This window comes from Roseateles flavus, from assembly GCF_039872765.1.
GTDB lineage: Bacteria > Pseudomonadota > Gammaproteobacteria > Burkholderiales > Burkholderiaceae_C > Roseateles_B > Roseateles_B flavus.
On the sequence record NZ_JBDPZC010000001.1, the window covers coordinates 876,452 to 893,242 of the forward strand.

Below are 16,791 nucleotides of genomic sequence, written 5' to 3' on the forward strand. Positions count from 1 at the left end.
GTGAGCCCTCTCGACGCCTTCTGGCACCTCGGCAATTTCCTTCTGCCCGCCTGGTTCGTGGCCGGCGTGGTCGCGGCGCTGATAAAGCTGCTGTGGCGCGCCGAGCTCAAGAGCCGCAGCGGGCGCCAGCTGTGGCTCTGGGGAGGCGCGGGCGGCACGCTGGGCCTGCTGCTGGCGCTGGTGCTGCTGGGGCACGACGGCAAGATGCTGGGCTACGGCCTGATGCTGCTGGCCATCGCGCTGCCGCAGGCCTGGCTGAGCCTGCGGCGCTGATCAGGCGCCCGCCGTCTCGCGGGTGAGCACCTCGCCGCGCAGCGAGTGCGCGAAGGCCTCGGTGATGCGCACGTCGATCAGCTGGTGCATCAGGCGGGCCGGGCCCTTGAAGTTGACGATGCGGTTGCACTCCGTGCGGCCCATCAGCTCGCTGGGGTCCCGCTTGGCGTGGCCGCAGACCAGGATGCGCTGGGTCTGGCCGACGAGGGTCTTGCTGATCGAGACGGCGTTCGCCTCGATGGCGGCCTGCAGCTCCTGCAGCCGGCGCACCTTGGTCTCGTGGGACGTGGTGTCTTCCAGGTTGGCCGCCGGCGTGCCGGGGCGCGGGCTGTAGATGAAGCTGAAGGAGGCGTCGAAGCCGACGTCGTCCACCAGCTTCATCAGCTTCGCGTGATCGTCCTCGGTCTCGCCGGGGAAGCCGACGATGAAGTCGCTGGCGATGCGGATGTCCGGACGGATGGCGCGCAGCTTGCGGATGATGCTCTTGAACTCCAGCGCCGTGTAGCCGCGCTTCATGGCCATCAGGATGCGGTCGCTGCCATGCTGCACGGGCAGGTGCAGGTGGTTCACCAGCTGCGGCACGCGGCCATAGGCTTCGATCAGGCGCGGGCTGAACTCGTTCGGGTGGCTGGTGGTGAAGCGCAGGCGCTCGATGCCCGGGATCTCCGCGCAGTACTCGAGCAGCAGGGCCAGGTCGGCGATTTCGTCGGTGCCGCCCATCTTGCCGCGATAGGCATTGACGTTCTGGCCCAGGAGGTTGATCTCCTTGACGCCCTGGTCCGCCAGACCGGCGATCTCGGTGAGCACGTCGTCGAAGGGGCGGCTCATCTCGGCGCCGCGGGTGTAGGGCACCACGCAGTAGGAGCAGTACTTGGAGCAGCCTTCCATGATGGACACGAAGGCGCTGCCGCCCTCGACCTTGGCCGGCGGCAGGTTGTCGAACTTCTCGATCTCGGGGAAGCTGATGTCCACCTGGGGCTTGGCCGCCTCGCGGCGCGCGGCCAGCATCTGCGGCAGGCGGTGCAGGGTCTGCGGACCGAAGACCACGTCCACGTACGGCGCACGCTCGATGATGGAGGCGCCCTCCTGGCTGGCCACGCAGCCGCCCACGCCGATCAGCACGCCCTTGGCCTTCAGGTGTTTGATGCGGCCGAGGTCGGAAAAGACCTTCTCCTGGGCCTTTTCCCGCACGGAGCAGGTGTTGAACAGCACCAGGTCGGCTTCATCGACGTCGGTGGTGGGCTCGTAGCCCTCGGCGGCGCGCAGCACGTCGGCCATCTTGTCCGAGTCGTACTCGTTCATCTGGCAGCCAAAGGTCTTGATGAAAACTTTCTTGCTCATGGCGGGCTCCAGCGCCCCGTGGCTCGGGGCGCGGCAAATCGGGGAGAGGTGTCTGAGGGGAGGTCGGGGCGGGCCTGCCGGGCTTCGGGCAGGCCTCGGCTCACGCGCAGATCATGCGCAGCTCAGGGCTTGGTCCAGACCTGGGAGGCGAAGTCGAAGCTCCAGCTCGCGGCCTGCTCCGGCGTGCGGGGCCAGGTCTTGTTGGCCAGCTCGGCCTCGTTGAGCAGCCAGATGTCGCGCACCACGCCGGCGAAGTCCTGCGTGTAGTGCACGGTCAGCTTCTGGCCCACGAGGGCGGAGGCGAACACCAGGAGGTTGTCCGCGCCGCGGATGCGGCTACCGGGCGCCATGCGGGCGTCCTTGCCGTCCAGCTGAAGGTCGGGCGGCGTGCTGATGAGCATCTCCGCACGCAGGGCGTCGGCGGGGAACTGGCGGTGGGTCTGGGCCTGGACGCTCGAGGCGCCCAGCGCGGCCAGCCCGGCAAGCCCCATGAAGGCCAGGCGCAGGGCCAGGCGGCGGGGCAGGGGGGGTGCACAGCGGGACATGGTATCAATCCAGTGGCTGCGGGGCAGGGCGGGAACCCGACCCGGGTTGAACAAGGGCTGCATCATCGCACGCGGCGCCAGGCGGGCGGAGCGACCTTCTGCCGCGCCAACTGGTGCCAGGTCTTGCTTCGGCAGCCGCCGAGTGGCCTGCATCGGCCGGGGGCCTCCCGCACGGGCTGGCGACGCGAACAATCAATGCCGGCCCTGCTGGACCAAGAAAAAACCCAGCAAACTTGCGCTTGCTGGGTTTTCTTGTCTGGTGGCGCTTCAGGGATTCGAACCCCGGACCTGCGGATTATGATTCCGTCGCTCTAACCGGCTGAGCTAAAGCGCCTTGCGAAGACCGCTATTCTAGACAGCTTTTGGGCGACAATGCAAGTGTTGCTCGAAAAAAGTTTCTGAGGCGCGCCAGTGGGCCTCCCGCGGACACTTTCTCGCGAGCCGTCGCCGGGCGTCATCGCGGCCCGACCAACCCATCTGCCATGTTCAGTTTTTTCAAGAAGAAATTCGGTGGCGGCGCCGCCAGCCCGGCGCCGGCACCGGCTGCGGAGGCGGCGCCTGCGGTCCCTGAGACCGCAGCGGCCGCGCCCGTGGCTGCAGAGCCCTCGGTGCCGCCCTCGCCGGTGCCTGCGCCCGCCGTGGCCGGCGCAGCCCCCGTCGTGCCGGCTCCCGCACCTGAGAAGGTGGAGGTGCCGGTCGCCGTGTCGCCTGCCGTGGCGCCCGCAGCCGCGTCCGTCCGGCCTGCAGAGGTCGCGACCGCCATCAGCCCGGCTGCGCCCGTCGCCGAGCCGGCGCCGCGCAAGAGCTGGCTGGACAAGCTGCGCCAGGGTCTGCGCAAGACCGGCAGCAGCATCGCCCAGGTCTTCACCGGCACGCGCATCGATGACGAGCTCTACGAGGAACTGGAGGCTGCGCTGTTGATGGCTGACACCGGCGTCCGGGCCACGGAGTTCCTGCTGGAGGACCTCAAACGCCGGGTCAAGGAGTCCAAGGCCACCGATCCCCAGGCCGTGCGCAGCCTGCTGGTCGCGGCCCTGGCCGAGCTGCTGAAGCCGCTGGAGAAGAGCCTGCGGGTGGGCGAGCACACGCCCACGGTGATGATGGTGGTGGGCGTCAACGGCGCCGGCAAGACCACCAGCATCGGCAAGCTCACCCGTCATCTCGCCGAGGCCGAGCAGCGCGTGCTGCTGGCCGCGGCCGACACCTTCCGCGCCGCCGCCCGCGAGCAGCTGGCCGTGTGGGCGGACCGCACGCGGGTCGAGATCGTCAGCCAGGAGGGCGGGGATCCCTCCGCCGTCACCTTCGACGCCGTGGTCGCAGGCCGTGCGCGCGGCTGCGACGTGGTGATCGCCGACACCGCCGGCCGTCTGCCCACGCAGCTGCACCTGATGGAAGAGCTGAAGAAGATCCGCCGCGTGATCGGCAAGGCCCAGGAGGGCGCGCCGCACGAGGTGCTGCTGGTCGTGGACGGCAACACCGGGCAGAACGCGCTGAACCAGGTCAAAGCCTTCGACGACGCCCTCGGGCTGACCGGCCTCGTGGTGACCAAGCTGGACGGCACGGCCAAGGGCGGCGTGCTGGCGGCCATCGCGCGCGAGCGGCCCATCCCCGTCTACTTCATCGGCGTGGGCGAGAAGCTGGAAGACCTGCAGACCTTCAGCGCGCAGGAGTTCGCGCAGGCGCTGCTGGAGTGAGCGCCGGATCTGCCAAGTGACCCGTCCTGAATTGGGTTGACACTCAGAACGGTTGAACAAGGCCGGCGTCAGCTGGCCATCGACGCCCGATGCACTGCATCGGGCGTCTGCATTTTCAGCGACAGATGTGGCCGCTCGTGGTTGTAGATCTGTACCGACTGGCCCACCATGCGCCGGGCCTCAAGGAGGTCGGCCGGTCGGCTCAGCAAGAACTCGCCCTTGAGAATGCCGTTGACGCGTTCAGCCATGGCGTTCTGGTAGCAGTCATAGCCGTCCGTCATTGAGCATCGGACGCCGTGACGCCGATGCAGCTCCTGGTAGTAGTTCGAGCACTATTGAAGGCCGCGATCCGAGTGATGCACGAGCTCCAGCTGCGTTTTGCGGCTCTTGAGCGCCATCTTCATGGCCTGCGCGACCTCTTCGGTCTGCAGGCTCGCGCGCACGTGCCAGCCCACGATCTTGCGTGAATGGGCGTCGGTCACCAGGCTCAGGTAGACAAACTTGCCGTCTGTGGGCAGCTACGTGATGTCGGCCACCCCGCGTTGCTCGCGGCCCGTGACCTGGATCTGGTCGGGGCCCGCCTTGACCAGGTTCGGATGACGACGGAGGTGATGATGGCTGTTTGTCGTCTTGTGATACGCCCGAGGCGTCCGCACCAGGAGTCTCGCGTTGCGCAGCACGTCAAACATCGCGTCCCTGCCTAGCGTTGCTCCGCGCCGCTCCAAAGCTTCGCGCAGCATGTGGTGCAGCTTGCGCGTTCCCACCTTCGGCTGGCGCATTCGCTGTTCGCTGACCAACTGCACGACTGTCTCGGCTCGCTGCGCGCGGTCCGAGCTTCTTTGGCGGCCTCGGTAGTGTGCCTGCCGGCTGATGCCCATGAAGTGGCAAGCCATCGTCACGCTCAACCCTTTGACGAGGTCTTGCGCGATGACTTGCCCACAGGCTTTCTTACGACACCCACCCCATAGTCCTTCTTCAGCACGTCGACGACGGCTTCGAAGAACTGGGCTTTCTGTTGCGCCTGCTTCAGCTGCACCTGCAGCGCCTTGATTTGCTGCTCCGGCGTGAGCGGCGTCGGGTCTTTGTCGATGGGCATAGCCGCCGATGATGCCGCCCGTCCCCAGCCCTGGCGACCGTGCTTGCGCAGCCACTTCAAAACGGTCGATCGACCCTGAATGCCATACTGGTCCTGGGCCTGCTTGTACGTCAGCTCGCCCTTTTCCACCGGCTCGACCACCGCCAACTTAAAGGCCATCGTGTCGTCGCGCTGGGTGCGCTTGATCCCTGTATCCATCACATCTGCCCTCTCTCGGGTGCAAATGTGTCAATGCTGGGCAGGACGGGTCAGAGACATAAAAAGGGCCGCTGTTCAGCGGCCCTTTTTGTTTGGCGATGGGCGAGGCGGGCTCAGAGCCCCAGGCCCTTCATGCCCTTCATGCCGCCCATGCGCTTCATCATCTTGAAGAGGCCGCCGCCCTTCATCTTCTTCATCATGCCCTGCATCTGGTCGTACTGATTCAGGACGCGGTTCACTTCCTGGATCTGCACGCCCGCGCCCGCGGCGATGCGGCGCTTGCGGCTGGCCTTGCTCTTGTCGTCCAGCAGCAGGCGCGGGTGGGCGCGCTCCTTGGCGCTCATGGCGTTGAGAATGCCTTCCATGCGGCGCATGTCGCGCTCGGCGCGGTCCATGTCGCCCTGGCCGGCCTTGCTGGCGATCTGCGTGGGCAGCTTGTCCATCAGGCTGGAGAGGCCGCCCATCTTCTTCATCTGGGAGATCTGGGCGAGGAAGTCATTGAGGTCGAAGCCGTCACCGGACTTGAGCTTCTCGGCCAGCTTCTGGGCCGCGGCCATGTCCACGCCCTTGGTGACCTCCTCCACCAGGGCCACGATGTCGCCCATGCCCAGCACGCGGCCGGCATGGCGCTCGGCGTCGAAGACCTCCAGGCCGTCGATCTTCTCGGAGACGCCCGCGAACTTGATCGGCGCCCCGGTGACCTGGCGCACGGAGAGGGCCGCGCCGCCGCGCGAGTCGCCGTCGAGCTTGGTCAGGATCACGCCGGACAGGGGCAGGGCCTCCTTGAAGGCGCGCGCGGTGTTCACCGCGTCCTGGCCCTGCATGGCGTCGACGACGAACAGTGTCTCGATCGGATTCAGCGTGGCGTGCAGCTCGCGGATCTCGGCCATCAGCGCTTCGTCGATGGCCAGGCGGCCGGCGGTGTCGACCAGCAGCACGTCGAAGTAGTGCTTCTTCGCGTAGTCCAGGGCGGCCAGGGCGATGTCGCGAGGCTTCTGGTCCGGGCTGGAAGGGAACCACTCGCCGCCGGCCTGGGCCGTGACGGTCTTGAGCTGCTCGATGGCGGCGGGGCGGTAGACGTCTGCCGAGACCGTCAGCACCTTCTTCTTGCGCTTCTCGATCAGGTGCTTGGTCAGCTTGCCTGTGGTGGTGGTCTTGCCAGCGCCCTGCAGACCGGCCATCAGGATCACGGCGGGCGGCTGGGCGGCGAGGTTGATGTCGGCCACGCCCTCGCCCATGGTGGCGGCGAGTTCCTTGTGCACCACCGAGACCAGCACCTGGCCCGGGTTCAGCGAGCCCACGACCTCCTGGCCCAGGGCCTTGTCCTTCACGCGTGCGATGAAGTCGCGCACCACCGGCAGGGCCACGTCGGCCTCCAGCAGGGCCATGCGCACTTCGCGCAGCATGTCCTGCACATTGCTTTCGGTGATGCGGGCCTGGCCCCGCATCGTTTTCACGAGCTGGCTCAGGCGGTCGGTGAGGGTGGATGCCATAGGGACGGCCTCACCGCGGAGGTGAGCGCGCAAATTACACTGTGCTGATGATTTTATCGTCCGTGTCTGCAGCGACCGCGAGCGGGGCCCTGACGGCCGCTTCGGCCGTCGCCCTGCTGAGCTATGCCGTCGTGGCACTTCGCGCGCAGTCCCACGCGAACCGGCTGCATCCCCTGCTGCCTCTGGCCTTCGCCGCCCACCTGGTGGCGCTGCTGATCGACATCGCCGGGCTGGGCCTCGATCAGCCGGGCGCGCGCTTCGGCTTTGCCCCGGCGCTCTCGATGACGGCCTGGCTGATCCTGGCCGTCTACCTGGTGGAGAGCCGGCTGCTGCCGCTGCCCCAGCTGCGCCGCGTGCTGTCGCTGCTGGCGGCGGGCGCGGTGGCGCTGGCCTGGGCCTTCCCGGGTGAAAGCCGTCCCGCTGCGGCCTCGCCCTGGGCGCCCCTGCACTGGGTGCTGGGTCTGGCGTCCTATGGTCTGTTCGGTGTGGCGGTGCTGCATGCGGCCCTGCTGAACCGGGCCGAACGGCAGATGCGTCAGATGGGCCAGCACAAGGGGCAAGGCCTGACCCTGGGTCTGCCGCTGCTGCGCCTGGAACGGCTGACTTTCCAGTTCGTCGGAGCGGGCGTGGTGGTGCTGTCCCTGGCCATCGTGCTGGGCTGGCTCTTCACGCCGCAGTGGCGCTGGGACCACAAGACCCTGCTGTCCGTGCTGGGCTGGCTGGTCCTGGTGGGCCTGCTGACCGGCCGGCGCGTCTTCGGCTGGCGGGGCCGCCGCGCGACGCGCTGGCTGTACCTGGGCGCGGCCCTGCTGCTGCTTTCGTATGCCGGCACGCGCTTCGTGCTGGAAGTGGTGCTGCAGCGCCCCGCGGGAGTCTGAATTGAAGTACCTGCTGCTCCTGCTGGTCGTGATGGGCCTGGTCTTTCTCAGCGGTGTCCGCAAGGGCCGTGCGGGTGGCGGCAACGGGCCAGGCTCGGGCCGGGGGCCGGATACCCGGCCGCGCGACCCGCACCAGGGGGCGGAGGCCGCGATGATGGTGTCCTGCGCCGAATGCGGCACGCATCTCCCGCAGTCCGAGGCCTTCCCTGGCCGGGGCGGGCACTTCTGCAGCGCCGAGCACCGGCAACGCCACGAGGCACGCCAGGGCCATGGCTGATCGCTCCCTGGCGCCCGACACCATCTCCTGGTTCGGTCCGCACCAGGACAGCGGCTGGGATGCCGCTGACGCTGCGACCTCGGGCTCCGATCCGCATTTCTTCGACCGCCGCGCCGCTGCCGGCAGCACGACCTTCCAGCGCATGCTGCGGGCCTTCCTGGCCGCACGTGCCGCGCTGGGCCTGGCCCTGGTGGCCGCCCTGCTGCTGGGGCAGGTGCTGGGCTCGGCGACGCCGCTGCGGCTGCTGGGCCTGTGCGTGGCCTACGCCCTGGTGGCTGTGCTCACCTGGTGGTTCGTGGGCTTCAGGGCGCAGCCCGTGCCGCGGCAGCTCGCCAGCCCGGTCCACCTGCTGTGGTGGAGCAGCGTGGGCCTGGACCTGATCAGCTTCGGCCTGCTCAATGTGCTGGATGCCAGCGCCGGCGTGGGCTTCAGTGCGCTCTTCATCCTGCCGGTGCTGATGGCGGGCGTGCTGTCGCCACGGCGCATGGCCCTGGCCACGGCGGCGGCGGCCTCGCTGCTGCTGCTGGGGCATGCCGGCTGGCGGGTCTGGGCGGGTCAGGAAAGCGGCATCCGCTTCAGCCAGCTGGGCCTGGTCAGCTGCGGCTTCTTCGTGATCGGCTTCCTGGCCTCGGAGCTGGCCGGCCGCCTGGCCCGCGAGGAGCGTGCCGCCCGCGGCAGCCTCGAATTCGCGCGCCAGCAGGCCGAGCTGAACCGGCTGGTGATCGACGAGATGCAGGAGGGCGTGCTGGTCGTGGACCGCCGCGGCCGCGTGCGAGCCGCCAATCCCGCCGCGCAAGCCCTGCTGGCGCATGGCCAGCATGCGCCGGCCGCGCCCTTCCAGCTGCGCAGCGTGGCCGCCTGGTCCGGCCTGGTGGCAGCCGTGGAGGAGGCCTTCTCGCGCGGCGGCTGGCCGGAAGGCGGGCAAGACGTGACCCTCACCTTCGAGGGCGGCGGCCCGCGCAGCCTGCGCGTGCGCATGCGCTTCACGCGGCGGCGCGAGTCCAGCGCGGAAGAGGACCTCTGCGTGCTGCTGCTGGAGGACAACCGCAAGGTCATGGCGCGCAACCGCCAGGAGAAGCTGGCCGCGATGGGGCGCGTCTCGGCGGGCATCGCCCATGAGATCCGCAACCCGCTGGCCGCCATCGACCAGGCCAATGCCCTGCTGTCCGAGGACATGCCCGACCCGCGCTCGCAGCAGCTGACGCGCATGGTGGCGTCCAATGTGCAGCGCCTCAAGCGCATCGTGGACGACGTCATGGAGGTCGCGCCCGGCGTGGCGCCCGAGCCGGTGGCCTTCGACGCGGCCAGCCTCGTGCGTGCCTGCTGCGAAGACTGGATCAGCACCAACCAGCTGCCCATGGGCGGCATGAGTCCCATGAAGCTGGACCTGCCCAGCCAGCCGGTGATGGTGCTGTTCGAACCCGAGCACCTGCGCCGCGTGCTGGTCAATCTGCTGGACAACGCCCTGCGCCATGCGCCCTCAGGGGCGGACACCGTGCGCGTGCGCCTCGATGCCCATCCCGGCCATGAGGAGCGGCCGGTGCTGCTGAGTGTCTTCAGCCTGGGCGAGCCCATTCCCGCGGACATCGAGCGCCACCTCTTCGAGCCCTTCTTCTCGACTCGCAGCCGCGGCTCCGGCCTGGGGCTCTACATCTGCCGTGAACTGTGCGAACGTTACGGCGCCCGCATCGACTACCGCAGCCACCGTGGCGGCGGGCGGGGCGGCAACGAGTTCCGTGTCCAGCTGCGGCGGCCCAGCCTCGCAGAGGGCACGATTCCCGCGGACCTTTTCTCTCCGACTGCATGAGCGCTTCCACACCCTACAGCCTCCTGGTCATCGACGACGAGCCGGACCTGCGCACCCTCTACGAGCTTACCCTGGTGCGCGAGGGCTACGAGCTGGAGACGGCCGGCTCGGTGGAGGAGGCGCTGCAACGCCTGCAGCTGAGGCGCTACAGCGCCGTCATCACCGACATGCGTCTGCCCGACGGCAGCGGCCTGGACGTGCTGGCCTGGCTCGAGTCCCAGGGCCGGCGCGAGAAGGCCATCGTGATCACCGCCTTCGGTTCCTCGGAGAACGCGGTGGAGGCCCTGAAGGCCGGTGCCTTCGACTACCTCACCAAGCCCGTCGACCTGCGCCAGTTCCGCATGGTCGTGGCCTCGGCGCTGGGCCGCGTGCCGCAGCAGCCGCCCTCCGTCGTGCCCTCGCGACTGCCTTCCGAACGCGGCGGCAGCGAAGCGCCACTGGTCACGCTGCCGCCCTCGCCGGCCAAGCCGCCGGCGGAAGCCGTCACGCCGCGGCGGGTCGCCGAGCGCCTGGCCGGCGACTCCATGGCCATGCAGCAGGTGCGTGACCTCATCGAGAAGGTGGCGCGCAGCATGGCCCCGGTCCTGCTGCAGGGCGAGTCCGGCACCGGCAAGGAGCTGGTCGCGCGGTCCATCCATGAGGCCGGCTCGCGCGCGGGCGAGAAGTTCATCGCCGTCAACTGCGGTGCCATTCCCGAGCAGCTGCTGGAGGCGGAGTTCTTCGGCTACCGCAAGGGCGCCTTCACGGGGGCCAATGAAGACCGCGAGGGCTTCTTCCAGGCTGCGCACGGCGGCACGCTGTTCCTGGACGAGATCGGCGACCTGCCCCTGGCCATGCAGTCCAAGCTGCTGCGGGCCATCCAGGAGCGCTCCGTGCGGCCGGTGGGCGCGGTGAGCGAGCTGCCGGTCAATGTGCGCATCCTGAGCGCCACGCACAAGGACCTGGCCAGCGAGGTGGGCGCCGGGCGCTTCCGCCAGGATCTGTTCTACCGCCTCAACGTGATCCAGATCCGCGTGCCGCCGCTGCGCGAGCGCATCGAGGACCTGGGGGCCATCGCCTCGCGCGTGCTGCGCCGCATCGCGCAGGATGCCGGCGTGAGCCCCGCCCCGCAGCTGGATGCCGAGGCCATGCAGCTGCTGCGGCGTTACAGCTTTCCCGGCAATGTGCGCGAGCTGGAGAACATCCTCCATCGCGCGGTGGCGCTGTCCGGCGGCGAGTGGATCCATGCCGACGAGCTGGACCTGCCCGACCAGGAACTCGAGGCCGGCGGGCCGGCCGTGGACCTGGAGATCGATCTCGACCCAGCTGTCGTCAGCCCGCCGCTGCCGGGGCAGGCCGAGGCGCCGCTGCCCTCGGACCTGGCCGCCTACCTCGACGCGGTGGAGCGCGACATCCTCGTGCGGGCGCTCGAGCAGCATCGCAACAACCGCACCGCCGCGGGCGCCAGCCTTGGCCTGTCGCTGCGGCAGATGCGCTACCGCATGGCGCGGCTGCAGATCAGCGTGGGTGAGGGCGGTGACGGGGCCTGAGCCGGCACGTTGGGAGGGCGGCTGGCTGTCCGGCGCCCGCGCCGTGCCCTCGCCCAACTTCGGCCCGCGACCCGGGGCTGAGCGACCCAGCCTGCTGGTGCTGCATTCCATCAGTCTGCCGCCGGGTGTCTTCGGCGGCCCGGAGATCGAGGCCCTGTTCACCAACTGCCTGGACTGCAGCGCGCATCCCAGCTTCGAGGCTCTGCGTGGCCTGGAGGTCTCCGCGCATTTCCTGATCCGTCGCGACGGCGAGCTGCTGCAGTTCGTCAGCGCCGACGAGCGGGCCTGGCATGCAGGGAAGTCCAGCTTCCGGGGGCGCGAGCGCTGCAATGACTTCTCCCTCGGCGTCGAGCTGGAAGGCCTGGAGGGCGGCGTCTTCGACGAGCGGCAATACCTGGCCCTGGGCCGGCTGCTGCCGCAGCTGCGCGAGCGCTATCCGCTGGTGGCGGTCGTGGGCCATGAGCACATCGCGCCCGGGCGAAAGGCGGACCCGGGGCCAGGTTTTGACTGGCTGCGCCTGCGCCAGGACCTGGGCTGGGAGACCCAGCTGTTTCCGTTTGTTTAGCCCCTGTCCCTTCCACAAGGGATAGCTGTTCGGCCAGCGCCCCGATTGACGGAGCGCCTGCCCGCACCAGCCCGGCAAGGCCTGACCCCGGTCCCCGATTCAGCCGCTGCCGGCATCGCGATCCCATGCGGGCCCGGAGCCCGAATCGCCCCGCGAGCCCGCGCCATTGCTGGATCTGCGACCGCGATGCCCCTGTTCATGGGGGCTGTGCGCCGATCCGGGTGTTGCCTGGGCCCGCCGATGCCCTTTTCTGGACGGTCCGCTTAGTCATTTGCGTCGGCCCGGTCAATGGGGGTAGGACGCTATCGGTAGTGCTTGAAGAGGGTGGGTGCCCTAGATATAGTGTCCTTTCATGCTATCCTGCTGACTTGGCAAACCACTGAAATGCCTCGCGTTCATGCCCTGTCAATCTTCGTCGCCGCTTCCCTGGAAGCCGGCTTCGAGGACTTCACACCAGGGCTCGCAGGATGCCGCCGGAGTTCGCTCCGCATGGCATCGGCCGGAACGGAAAGCGCAGTGGAGCCCAGTCGCCAGCGGCGGCAGGGCGGGCATACCGGCTGCATGAGCCGGCCCGTCGTGACGCAGCTGTCGGCATCTGGGCGTGAGCCATCCAAACCAAAAAAAGAATCTTGGGAACGCTGAGGCGGGCCCGGGCTTTTTGTTCTCTGCAGTAACGATTTCCAGACAAGGACACTTCATGCAAACCGTTGTCGCCAGCACGCTCGCCGAAGGCGCCGTGGCCCACGCTGCCACCGCTGACACGCCTCGTCAGTCGGCCTACCAGGCTTACCAGATCATCCGCCGCAATGGCGCTGTGGTGTCCTTCGAGCCCAGCAAGATCGCCATTGCGCTGATGAAGGCCTTCCTGGCCGTGCATGGCACCAGCGGTGCGGCATCTGCCAGCGTGCGCGAGACGGTCGACGCCCTGACCGAGGCCGTGGTGCGCGCCCTGCTGCGCTCGCGCCCGAGCGGCGGCACCTTCCATATTGAAGACGTGCAGGACCAGGTCGAGCTGGGGCTGATGCGCGGTGGCCATCATGAAGTGGCCCGCGCCTATGTGCTGTACCGCGAGCGCCGCTCGCAGGAGCGCCTGCGCCAGGGCGAGGTGGCCCAGGCGGCCGCGCCCGAGACCGCCCTGATGGTCACCGACGGCGGCCACCGCGTGCCCCTGGACCTGGGCCAGCTCACTGCCCTGATCCGCTCCAGCTGCGAAGGCCTGGGCGCCGACGTCAAGCCCGAGCCCATCCTGGCCGAGACCAAGCGCAATCTGTACGACGGCGTCCCCATCGACGAGGTCTACAAGGCCTCCATCCTGGCCGCCCGCACGCTGATCGAGAAGGACCCGGGCTACAGCCAGGCCACCGCCCGCCTGCTGATGCACACGATCCGCAAGGAGATCCTCGGCCAGGAAGTGACGCAGGCTGAGATGCACACGCGCTACGCCGACTACTTCCCGCAATTCATCAAGAAGGGCATCCAGGCCGAGCTGCTGGACGAGAAGCTGGGCCAGTACGACCTGGCCAAGCTGGGCGCGGCCCTGAAGGCCGAGCGCGACTTCCAGTTCGACTACCTGGGCCTGCAGACCCTGTTCGACCGCTACTTCCTGCACACCGAAGGCAAGCGCATCGAGATGCCGCAGGCCTTCTTCATGCGCGTGGCCATGGGCCTGGCGCTGAACGAGATTGACCGCGAGACGCGCGCCATCGAGTTCTATGAAGTGCTGTCCAGCTTCGACTTCATGAGCTCCACGCCCACGCTGTTCAACTCGGGCACCCGCCGCTCGCAGCTCTCCAGCTGCTACCTGACGACGGTGGCTGACGACCTCGACGGCATCTACGAGGCCCTCAAGGAGAACGCGCTGCTGTCCAAGTTCGCCGGCGGCCTGGGCAATGACTGGACCCCCGTGCGCGCCCTGGGCTCGCACATCAAGGGCACCAACGGCAAGTCGCAAGGCGTCGTGCCCTTCCTGAAGGTGGTCAACGACACGGCCGTGGCCGTGAATCAGGGTGGCAAGCGCAAGGGCGCCGTCTGCGCCTACCTGGAGTCCTGGCACCTGGACATCGAGGAGTTCCTCGAGCTGCGCAAGAACACCGGCGACGACCGCCGCCGCACCCACGACATGAACACGGCGAACTGGATTCCCGACCTGTTCATGAAGCGCGTGGTCGAGGGCGGTGACTGGACCCTGTTCAGCCCCTCCACCTGCCCGGACCTGCACGACCTCTTCGGCCAGGCCTTCGAGAAGGCCTACGTCGAGTACGAGGCCAAGGCCGACCGCGGCGAGATCAAGCTCTTCAAGCGCATGCCCGCCAAGGACCTGTGGCGCAAGATGCTCTCGATGCTGTTCGAGACCGGCCACCCCTGGATCACCTTCAAGGACGCCTGCAACGTCCGCTCGCCGCAGCAGCACGTGGGCGTGGTGCACTCGTCCAACCTCTGCACCGAGATCACGCTGAACACCAATGACAGCGAAATCGCCGTGTGCAACCTGGGCTCGGTCAACCTGGTCCAGCACCTGAAGGACGGCCCGGATGGCAAGAAGGTCATCGACCACGACAAGCTGAAGAAGACCGTCCGCACGGCCATGCGCATGCTGGACAACGTCATCGACATCAACTACTACGCCGTCAAGAAGGCGCGCGACTCCAACCTGCGTCACCGCCCGGTGGGCCTGGGCCTGATGGGCTTCCAGGATGCGCTGTATGCGCTGCGCACGCCCTACGCCTCGGCCGAGGCGGTGGAGTTCGCCGACCGCTCGATGGAAGCCATCTGCTACTACGCCTACTGGGCCTCGACCGAGCTGGCGGAAGAGCGCGGCCGCTACAGCAGCTACCGCGGCTCGCTGTGGGACCGCGGCATCCTGCCGATCGACTCCCTGGACCTGCTGCTGCAGGAGCGCGGCGGCCATGTCGAGGTCGACCGTTCCTCGTCCATGGACTGGGACAGCCTGCGCCAGCGCATCGCCACCTACGGCATGCGCAACAGCAACTGCGTGGCCATCGCCCCGACCGCGACCATCTCCAACATCATCGGCGTGGACGCCTCGATCGAGCCCTGCTTCGGCAACCTCTCGGTCAAGTCCAACCTGTCCGGCGAGTTCACGGTGATCAACGAGTCCCTGGTGCGCGACCTCAAGCAGCTGGGCCTGTGGGACGACGTGATGGTCATGGACCTCAAGCACTTCGACGGCTCGCTGCGCCGCATCGACCGCGTGCCGGAGGAGCTGAAGTCCCTCTACGCCACCGCCTTCGAGGTGGAGCCGGTGTGGCTGGTCGAGGCCGCCTCGCGCCGCCAGAAGTGGATCGACCAGGCGCAGAGCCTGAACATCTACATGGCAGGCGCATCGGGCAAGAAGCTGGACGAGACCTACAAGCTGGCCTGGCAGCGTGGCCTCAAGACCACCTACTACCTCCGCACGATCGGCGCCACGCACGCTGAGAAGAGCACGGTCAGCAAGGCGGGCCAGCTCAACGCGGTGCCAGGTGGGATGTCGGGCATGAACGCCGCGCCCGTGGCGGCAGCCCCGGCGGTGCAGGCCGCGCCGGCCGTCGAGGTGGACAACACCCCGGCCACCGACATCAAGTTCTGCTCCATCGACAACCCCGATTGCGAGGCCTGCCAGTAAGGCTTGCAGCAAGTCCGCGCCGGTCAGTCCGGCGCGGACGCATTCAGAAGCGAGCGTTCATCGCTGCCCGCGTTCGGCGGGCATCCGTGAATGCTTCAGCACCGGACCGCGGCGTCATCGCACGCTGCCCGAGGCCGAAATCGCCACGCACATTTGCGGCGTTAGCGATGCGGTCCAGCAACAGCGCATTTGTGTCGCTGTCAAGAAGTCCTTGGTGTTTTAGACACAACACTCCGATAATCCGCAAGATAGGAAGTCCACCATGTTGGTTTGGGAAGAAGACCGTAAGCCTGCGCCTAGCGCCTCGAATCATGGCCTGAGCGCCACCCACTCCAGCGGCCTGCAGCAGGCCGTGGCGGCGCCGACGCCGCCGGCTTCTGCCGCCACCGCCAGCGAGCGCCGCGTCAACATCGCCGACAAGCGCATCATCAACGGCCAGACGGACGTCAACCAGCTCGTGCCCTTCAAGTACAAGTGGGCCTGGGACAAGTACCTCGCCACCTGCGCCAACCACTGGATGCCGCAGGAGGTGAACATGTCCCGCGACATCGCCCTGTGGAAGGACCCCAACGGCCTGAGCGAGGACGAGCGCCGCATCATCAAGCGCAACCTGGGCTTCTTCGTGACGGCCGATTCGCTGGCCGCCAACAACATCGTCCTGGGCACCTACCGCCACATCACCGCCCCCGAGTGCCGCCAGTTCCTGCTGCGCCAGGCCTTCGAGGAAGCGATCCACACGCACGCCTACCAGTACATCGTCGAGTCCCTGGGCCTCGATGAAAGCGAGATCTTCAACGCCTATCACGAGGTGGCTTCCATCCGTGACAAGGACGAGTTCCTGATCCCCTTCATCGACGCGATCATGGACCCGAACTTCCACACGGGCACGCTGGCTGCCGATCAGACGCTGCTCAAGTCGCTGATCGTCTTTGCCTGCCTGATGGAAGGCCTGTTCTTCTACGTGGGCTTCACGCAGATCCTGGCCATGGGCCGCCAGAACAAGATGACCGGTGCCGCCGAGCAGTACCAGTACATCCTGCGCGACGAGTCCATGCACTGCAACTTCGGCATCGACCTGATCAACCAGATCAAGCTCGAGAACCCGCAGCTGTGGACGCCCGCCTTCAAGGCCGAGATCAAAGCCCTGTTCCTGAAGGCCGTGGAGCTCGAGTACCGCTATGCCGAGGACACCATGCCGCGTGGCGTGCTGGGCCTCAATGCCGCGATGTTCAAGGGCTATCTGCGCTACATCGCCAACCGCCGTGCCACCCAGATCGGTCTGGAGGAGCTCTTCCCCAACGAAGAGAACCCCTTCCCCTGGATGAGCGAAATGATCGACCTGAAGAAGGAACGCAACTTCTTCGAAACCCGCGTCATCGAGTACCAGTCCGGTGGCGCCCTGTCCTGGGATTGAGCGGGCTGCCTGGTCAGCGGCCTGTGTCCCTTTGAGTGCTCGTCAATGAGATCAAG

At 67.8% G+C, this 16,791-nt stretch carries 12 protein-coding genes, 1 tRNA gene and 1 pseudogene; 9 read left to right on the plus strand and 5 right to left on the minus strand.

What is annotated here, in order from left to right:
- Positions 1-273 (plus strand): hypothetical protein, encoded by a 273-nt coding sequence (locus tag ABDJ40_RS03935; RefSeq protein WP_347606328.1) that lies wholly within the window; start codon positions 1-3, stop codon positions 271-273.
- Here the strand turns inward: ABDJ40_RS03935 and miaB are convergent, their stop codons facing one another.
- The 3 genes from miaB to ABDJ40_RS03950 all read right to left on the minus strand — a co-directional run bounded on the left by miaB (position 274) and on the right by ABDJ40_RS03950 (position 2,493).
- On the minus strand, positions 274-1,614 hold the full coding sequence (gene miaB / locus ABDJ40_RS03940) for a tRNA (N6-isopentenyl adenosine(37)-C2)-methylthiotransferase MiaB (RefSeq protein WP_347606331.1): 1,341 nt from the start codon (positions 1,612-1,614) through the stop codon (positions 274-276). It lies immediately after the preceding gene.
- Between the two features lie 122 nt (positions 1,615-1,736).
- Entirely contained in the window at positions 1,737-2,159 is a 423-nt protein-coding gene (locus tag ABDJ40_RS03945; RefSeq protein WP_347606334.1) for a hypothetical protein, read from the minus strand.
- A gap of 257 nt (positions 2,160-2,416) precedes the next feature.
- Positions 2,417-2,493 (minus strand) — tRNA-Met (locus ABDJ40_RS03950).
- A 148-nt stretch (positions 2,494-2,641) separates the two neighbouring features.
- On the opposite strand from ABDJ40_RS03950, the gene ftsY reads away from it, so the two are divergent.
- Positions 2,642-3,853: a signal recognition particle-docking protein FtsY gene (gene ftsY, locus ABDJ40_RS03955; protein ID WP_347606337.1), complete on the plus strand. Its 1,212-nt coding sequence runs from the start codon at positions 2,642-2,644 to the stop codon at positions 3,851-3,853.
- Positions 3,854-3,921: 68 nt separating this feature from the next.
- Here the strand turns inward: ftsY and ABDJ40_RS03960 are convergent.
- Both ABDJ40_RS03960 and ffh read right to left on the minus strand, forming a co-directional pair.
- A pseudogene (locus ABDJ40_RS03960) lies at positions 3,922-5,147 on the minus strand (IS3 family transposase).
- 113 nt (positions 5,148-5,260) lie between these two features.
- Positions 5,261-6,640, minus strand: coding sequence for a signal recognition particle protein (gene ffh, locus ABDJ40_RS03965; RefSeq protein ID WP_347606340.1), 1,380 nt, complete (start codon positions 6,638-6,640; stop codon positions 5,261-5,263).
- Positions 6,641-6,687: 47 nt separating this feature from the next.
- On the opposite strand from ffh, the gene ABDJ40_RS03970 reads away from it, so the two are divergent.
- The 7 genes from ABDJ40_RS03970 (at position 6,688) to ABDJ40_RS04000 (ending at position 16,735) form a co-directional block, all read left to right on the plus strand.
- Positions 6,688-7,518 (plus strand): cytochrome C assembly family protein, encoded by an 831-nt coding sequence (locus tag ABDJ40_RS03970; RefSeq protein ID WP_347606343.1) that lies wholly within the window; start codon positions 6,688-6,690, stop codon positions 7,516-7,518.
- A gap of 1 nt (position 7,519) precedes the next feature.
- Entirely contained in the window at positions 7,520-7,795 is a 276-nt protein-coding gene (locus ABDJ40_RS03975) for a PP0621 family protein (protein WP_347606346.1), read from the plus strand.
- Positions 7,788-9,602: a sensor histidine kinase gene (locus ABDJ40_RS03980; protein WP_347606349.1), complete on the plus strand. Its 1,815-nt coding sequence runs from the start codon at positions 7,788-7,790 to the stop codon at positions 9,600-9,602. The genes ABDJ40_RS03975 and ABDJ40_RS03980 overlap by 8 nt, the downstream gene beginning before the upstream one ends.
- A complete protein-coding gene (locus ABDJ40_RS03985; RefSeq protein ID WP_347606352.1) occupies positions 9,599-11,131 on the plus strand; it encodes a sigma-54-dependent transcriptional regulator in 1,533 nt (510 codons plus the stop codon). The genes ABDJ40_RS03980 and ABDJ40_RS03985 overlap by 4 nt, the downstream gene beginning before the upstream one ends.
- Positions 11,118-11,696, plus strand: a complete 579-nt coding sequence (gene ampD / locus ABDJ40_RS03990) for a 1,6-anhydro-N-acetylmuramyl-L-alanine amidase AmpD (protein WP_347606355.1) — start codon at positions 11,118-11,120, stop codon at positions 11,694-11,696. Before ABDJ40_RS03985 ends, ampD begins: the two co-directional genes overlap by 14 nt.
- 697 nt (positions 11,697-12,393) lie before the next feature.
- Positions 12,394-15,321 carry a ribonucleoside-diphosphate reductase subunit alpha gene (locus ABDJ40_RS03995; protein WP_347606358.1) on the plus strand — a complete coding sequence of 976 codons (2,928 nt, stop codon included), beginning with the start codon at positions 12,394-12,396 and terminating at the stop codon, positions 15,319-15,321.
- A gap of 262 nt (positions 15,322-15,583) precedes the next feature.
- Complete coding sequence (locus ABDJ40_RS04000) at positions 15,584-16,735, plus strand: ribonucleotide-diphosphate reductase subunit beta (protein ID WP_347606361.1); 1,152 nt, start codon at positions 15,584-15,586, stop codon at positions 16,733-16,735.
- The last annotated feature ends 56 nt before the right edge of the window (positions 16,736-16,791 follow it).

Excerpts from the sequence above, each read along its gene's own strand:
- ABDJ40_RS03995 (WP_347606358.1), top strand. The coding sequence starts at position 12,394 with ATGCAAACCGTTGTCGCCAGCACGCTCGCCGAAGGCGCCGTGGCCCAC.
- ABDJ40_RS04000 (WP_347606361.1), top strand. The coding sequence starts at position 15,584 with ATGTTGGTTTGGGAAGAAGACCGTAAGCCTGCGCCTAGCGCCTCGAAT.
- ABDJ40_RS03985 (WP_347606352.1), top strand. The coding sequence starts at position 9,599 with ATGAGCGCTTCCACACCCTACAGCCTCCTGGTCATCGACGACGAGCCG.
- ftsY (WP_347606337.1), top strand. The coding sequence starts at position 2,642 with ATGTTCAGTTTTTTCAAGAAGAAATTCGGTGGCGGCGCCGCCAGCCCG.
- ABDJ40_RS03970 (WP_347606343.1), top strand. The coding sequence starts at position 6,688 with ATGATTTTATCGTCCGTGTCTGCAGCGACCGCGAGCGGGGCCCTGACG.
- miaB (WP_347606331.1), bottom strand. The coding sequence starts at position 1,614 with ATGAGCAAGAAAGTTTTCATCAAGACCTTTGGCTGCCAGATGAACGAG.
- ABDJ40_RS03945 (WP_347606334.1), bottom strand. The coding sequence starts at position 2,159 with ATGTCCCGCTGTGCACCCCCCCTGCCCCGCCGCCTGGCCCTGCGCCTG.
- ffh (WP_347606340.1), bottom strand. The coding sequence starts at position 6,640 with ATGGCATCCACCCTCACCGACCGCCTGAGCCAGCTCGTGAAAACGATG.
- ABDJ40_RS03980 (WP_347606349.1), top strand. The coding sequence starts at position 7,788 with ATGGCTGATCGCTCCCTGGCGCCCGACACCATCTCCTGGTTCGGTCCG.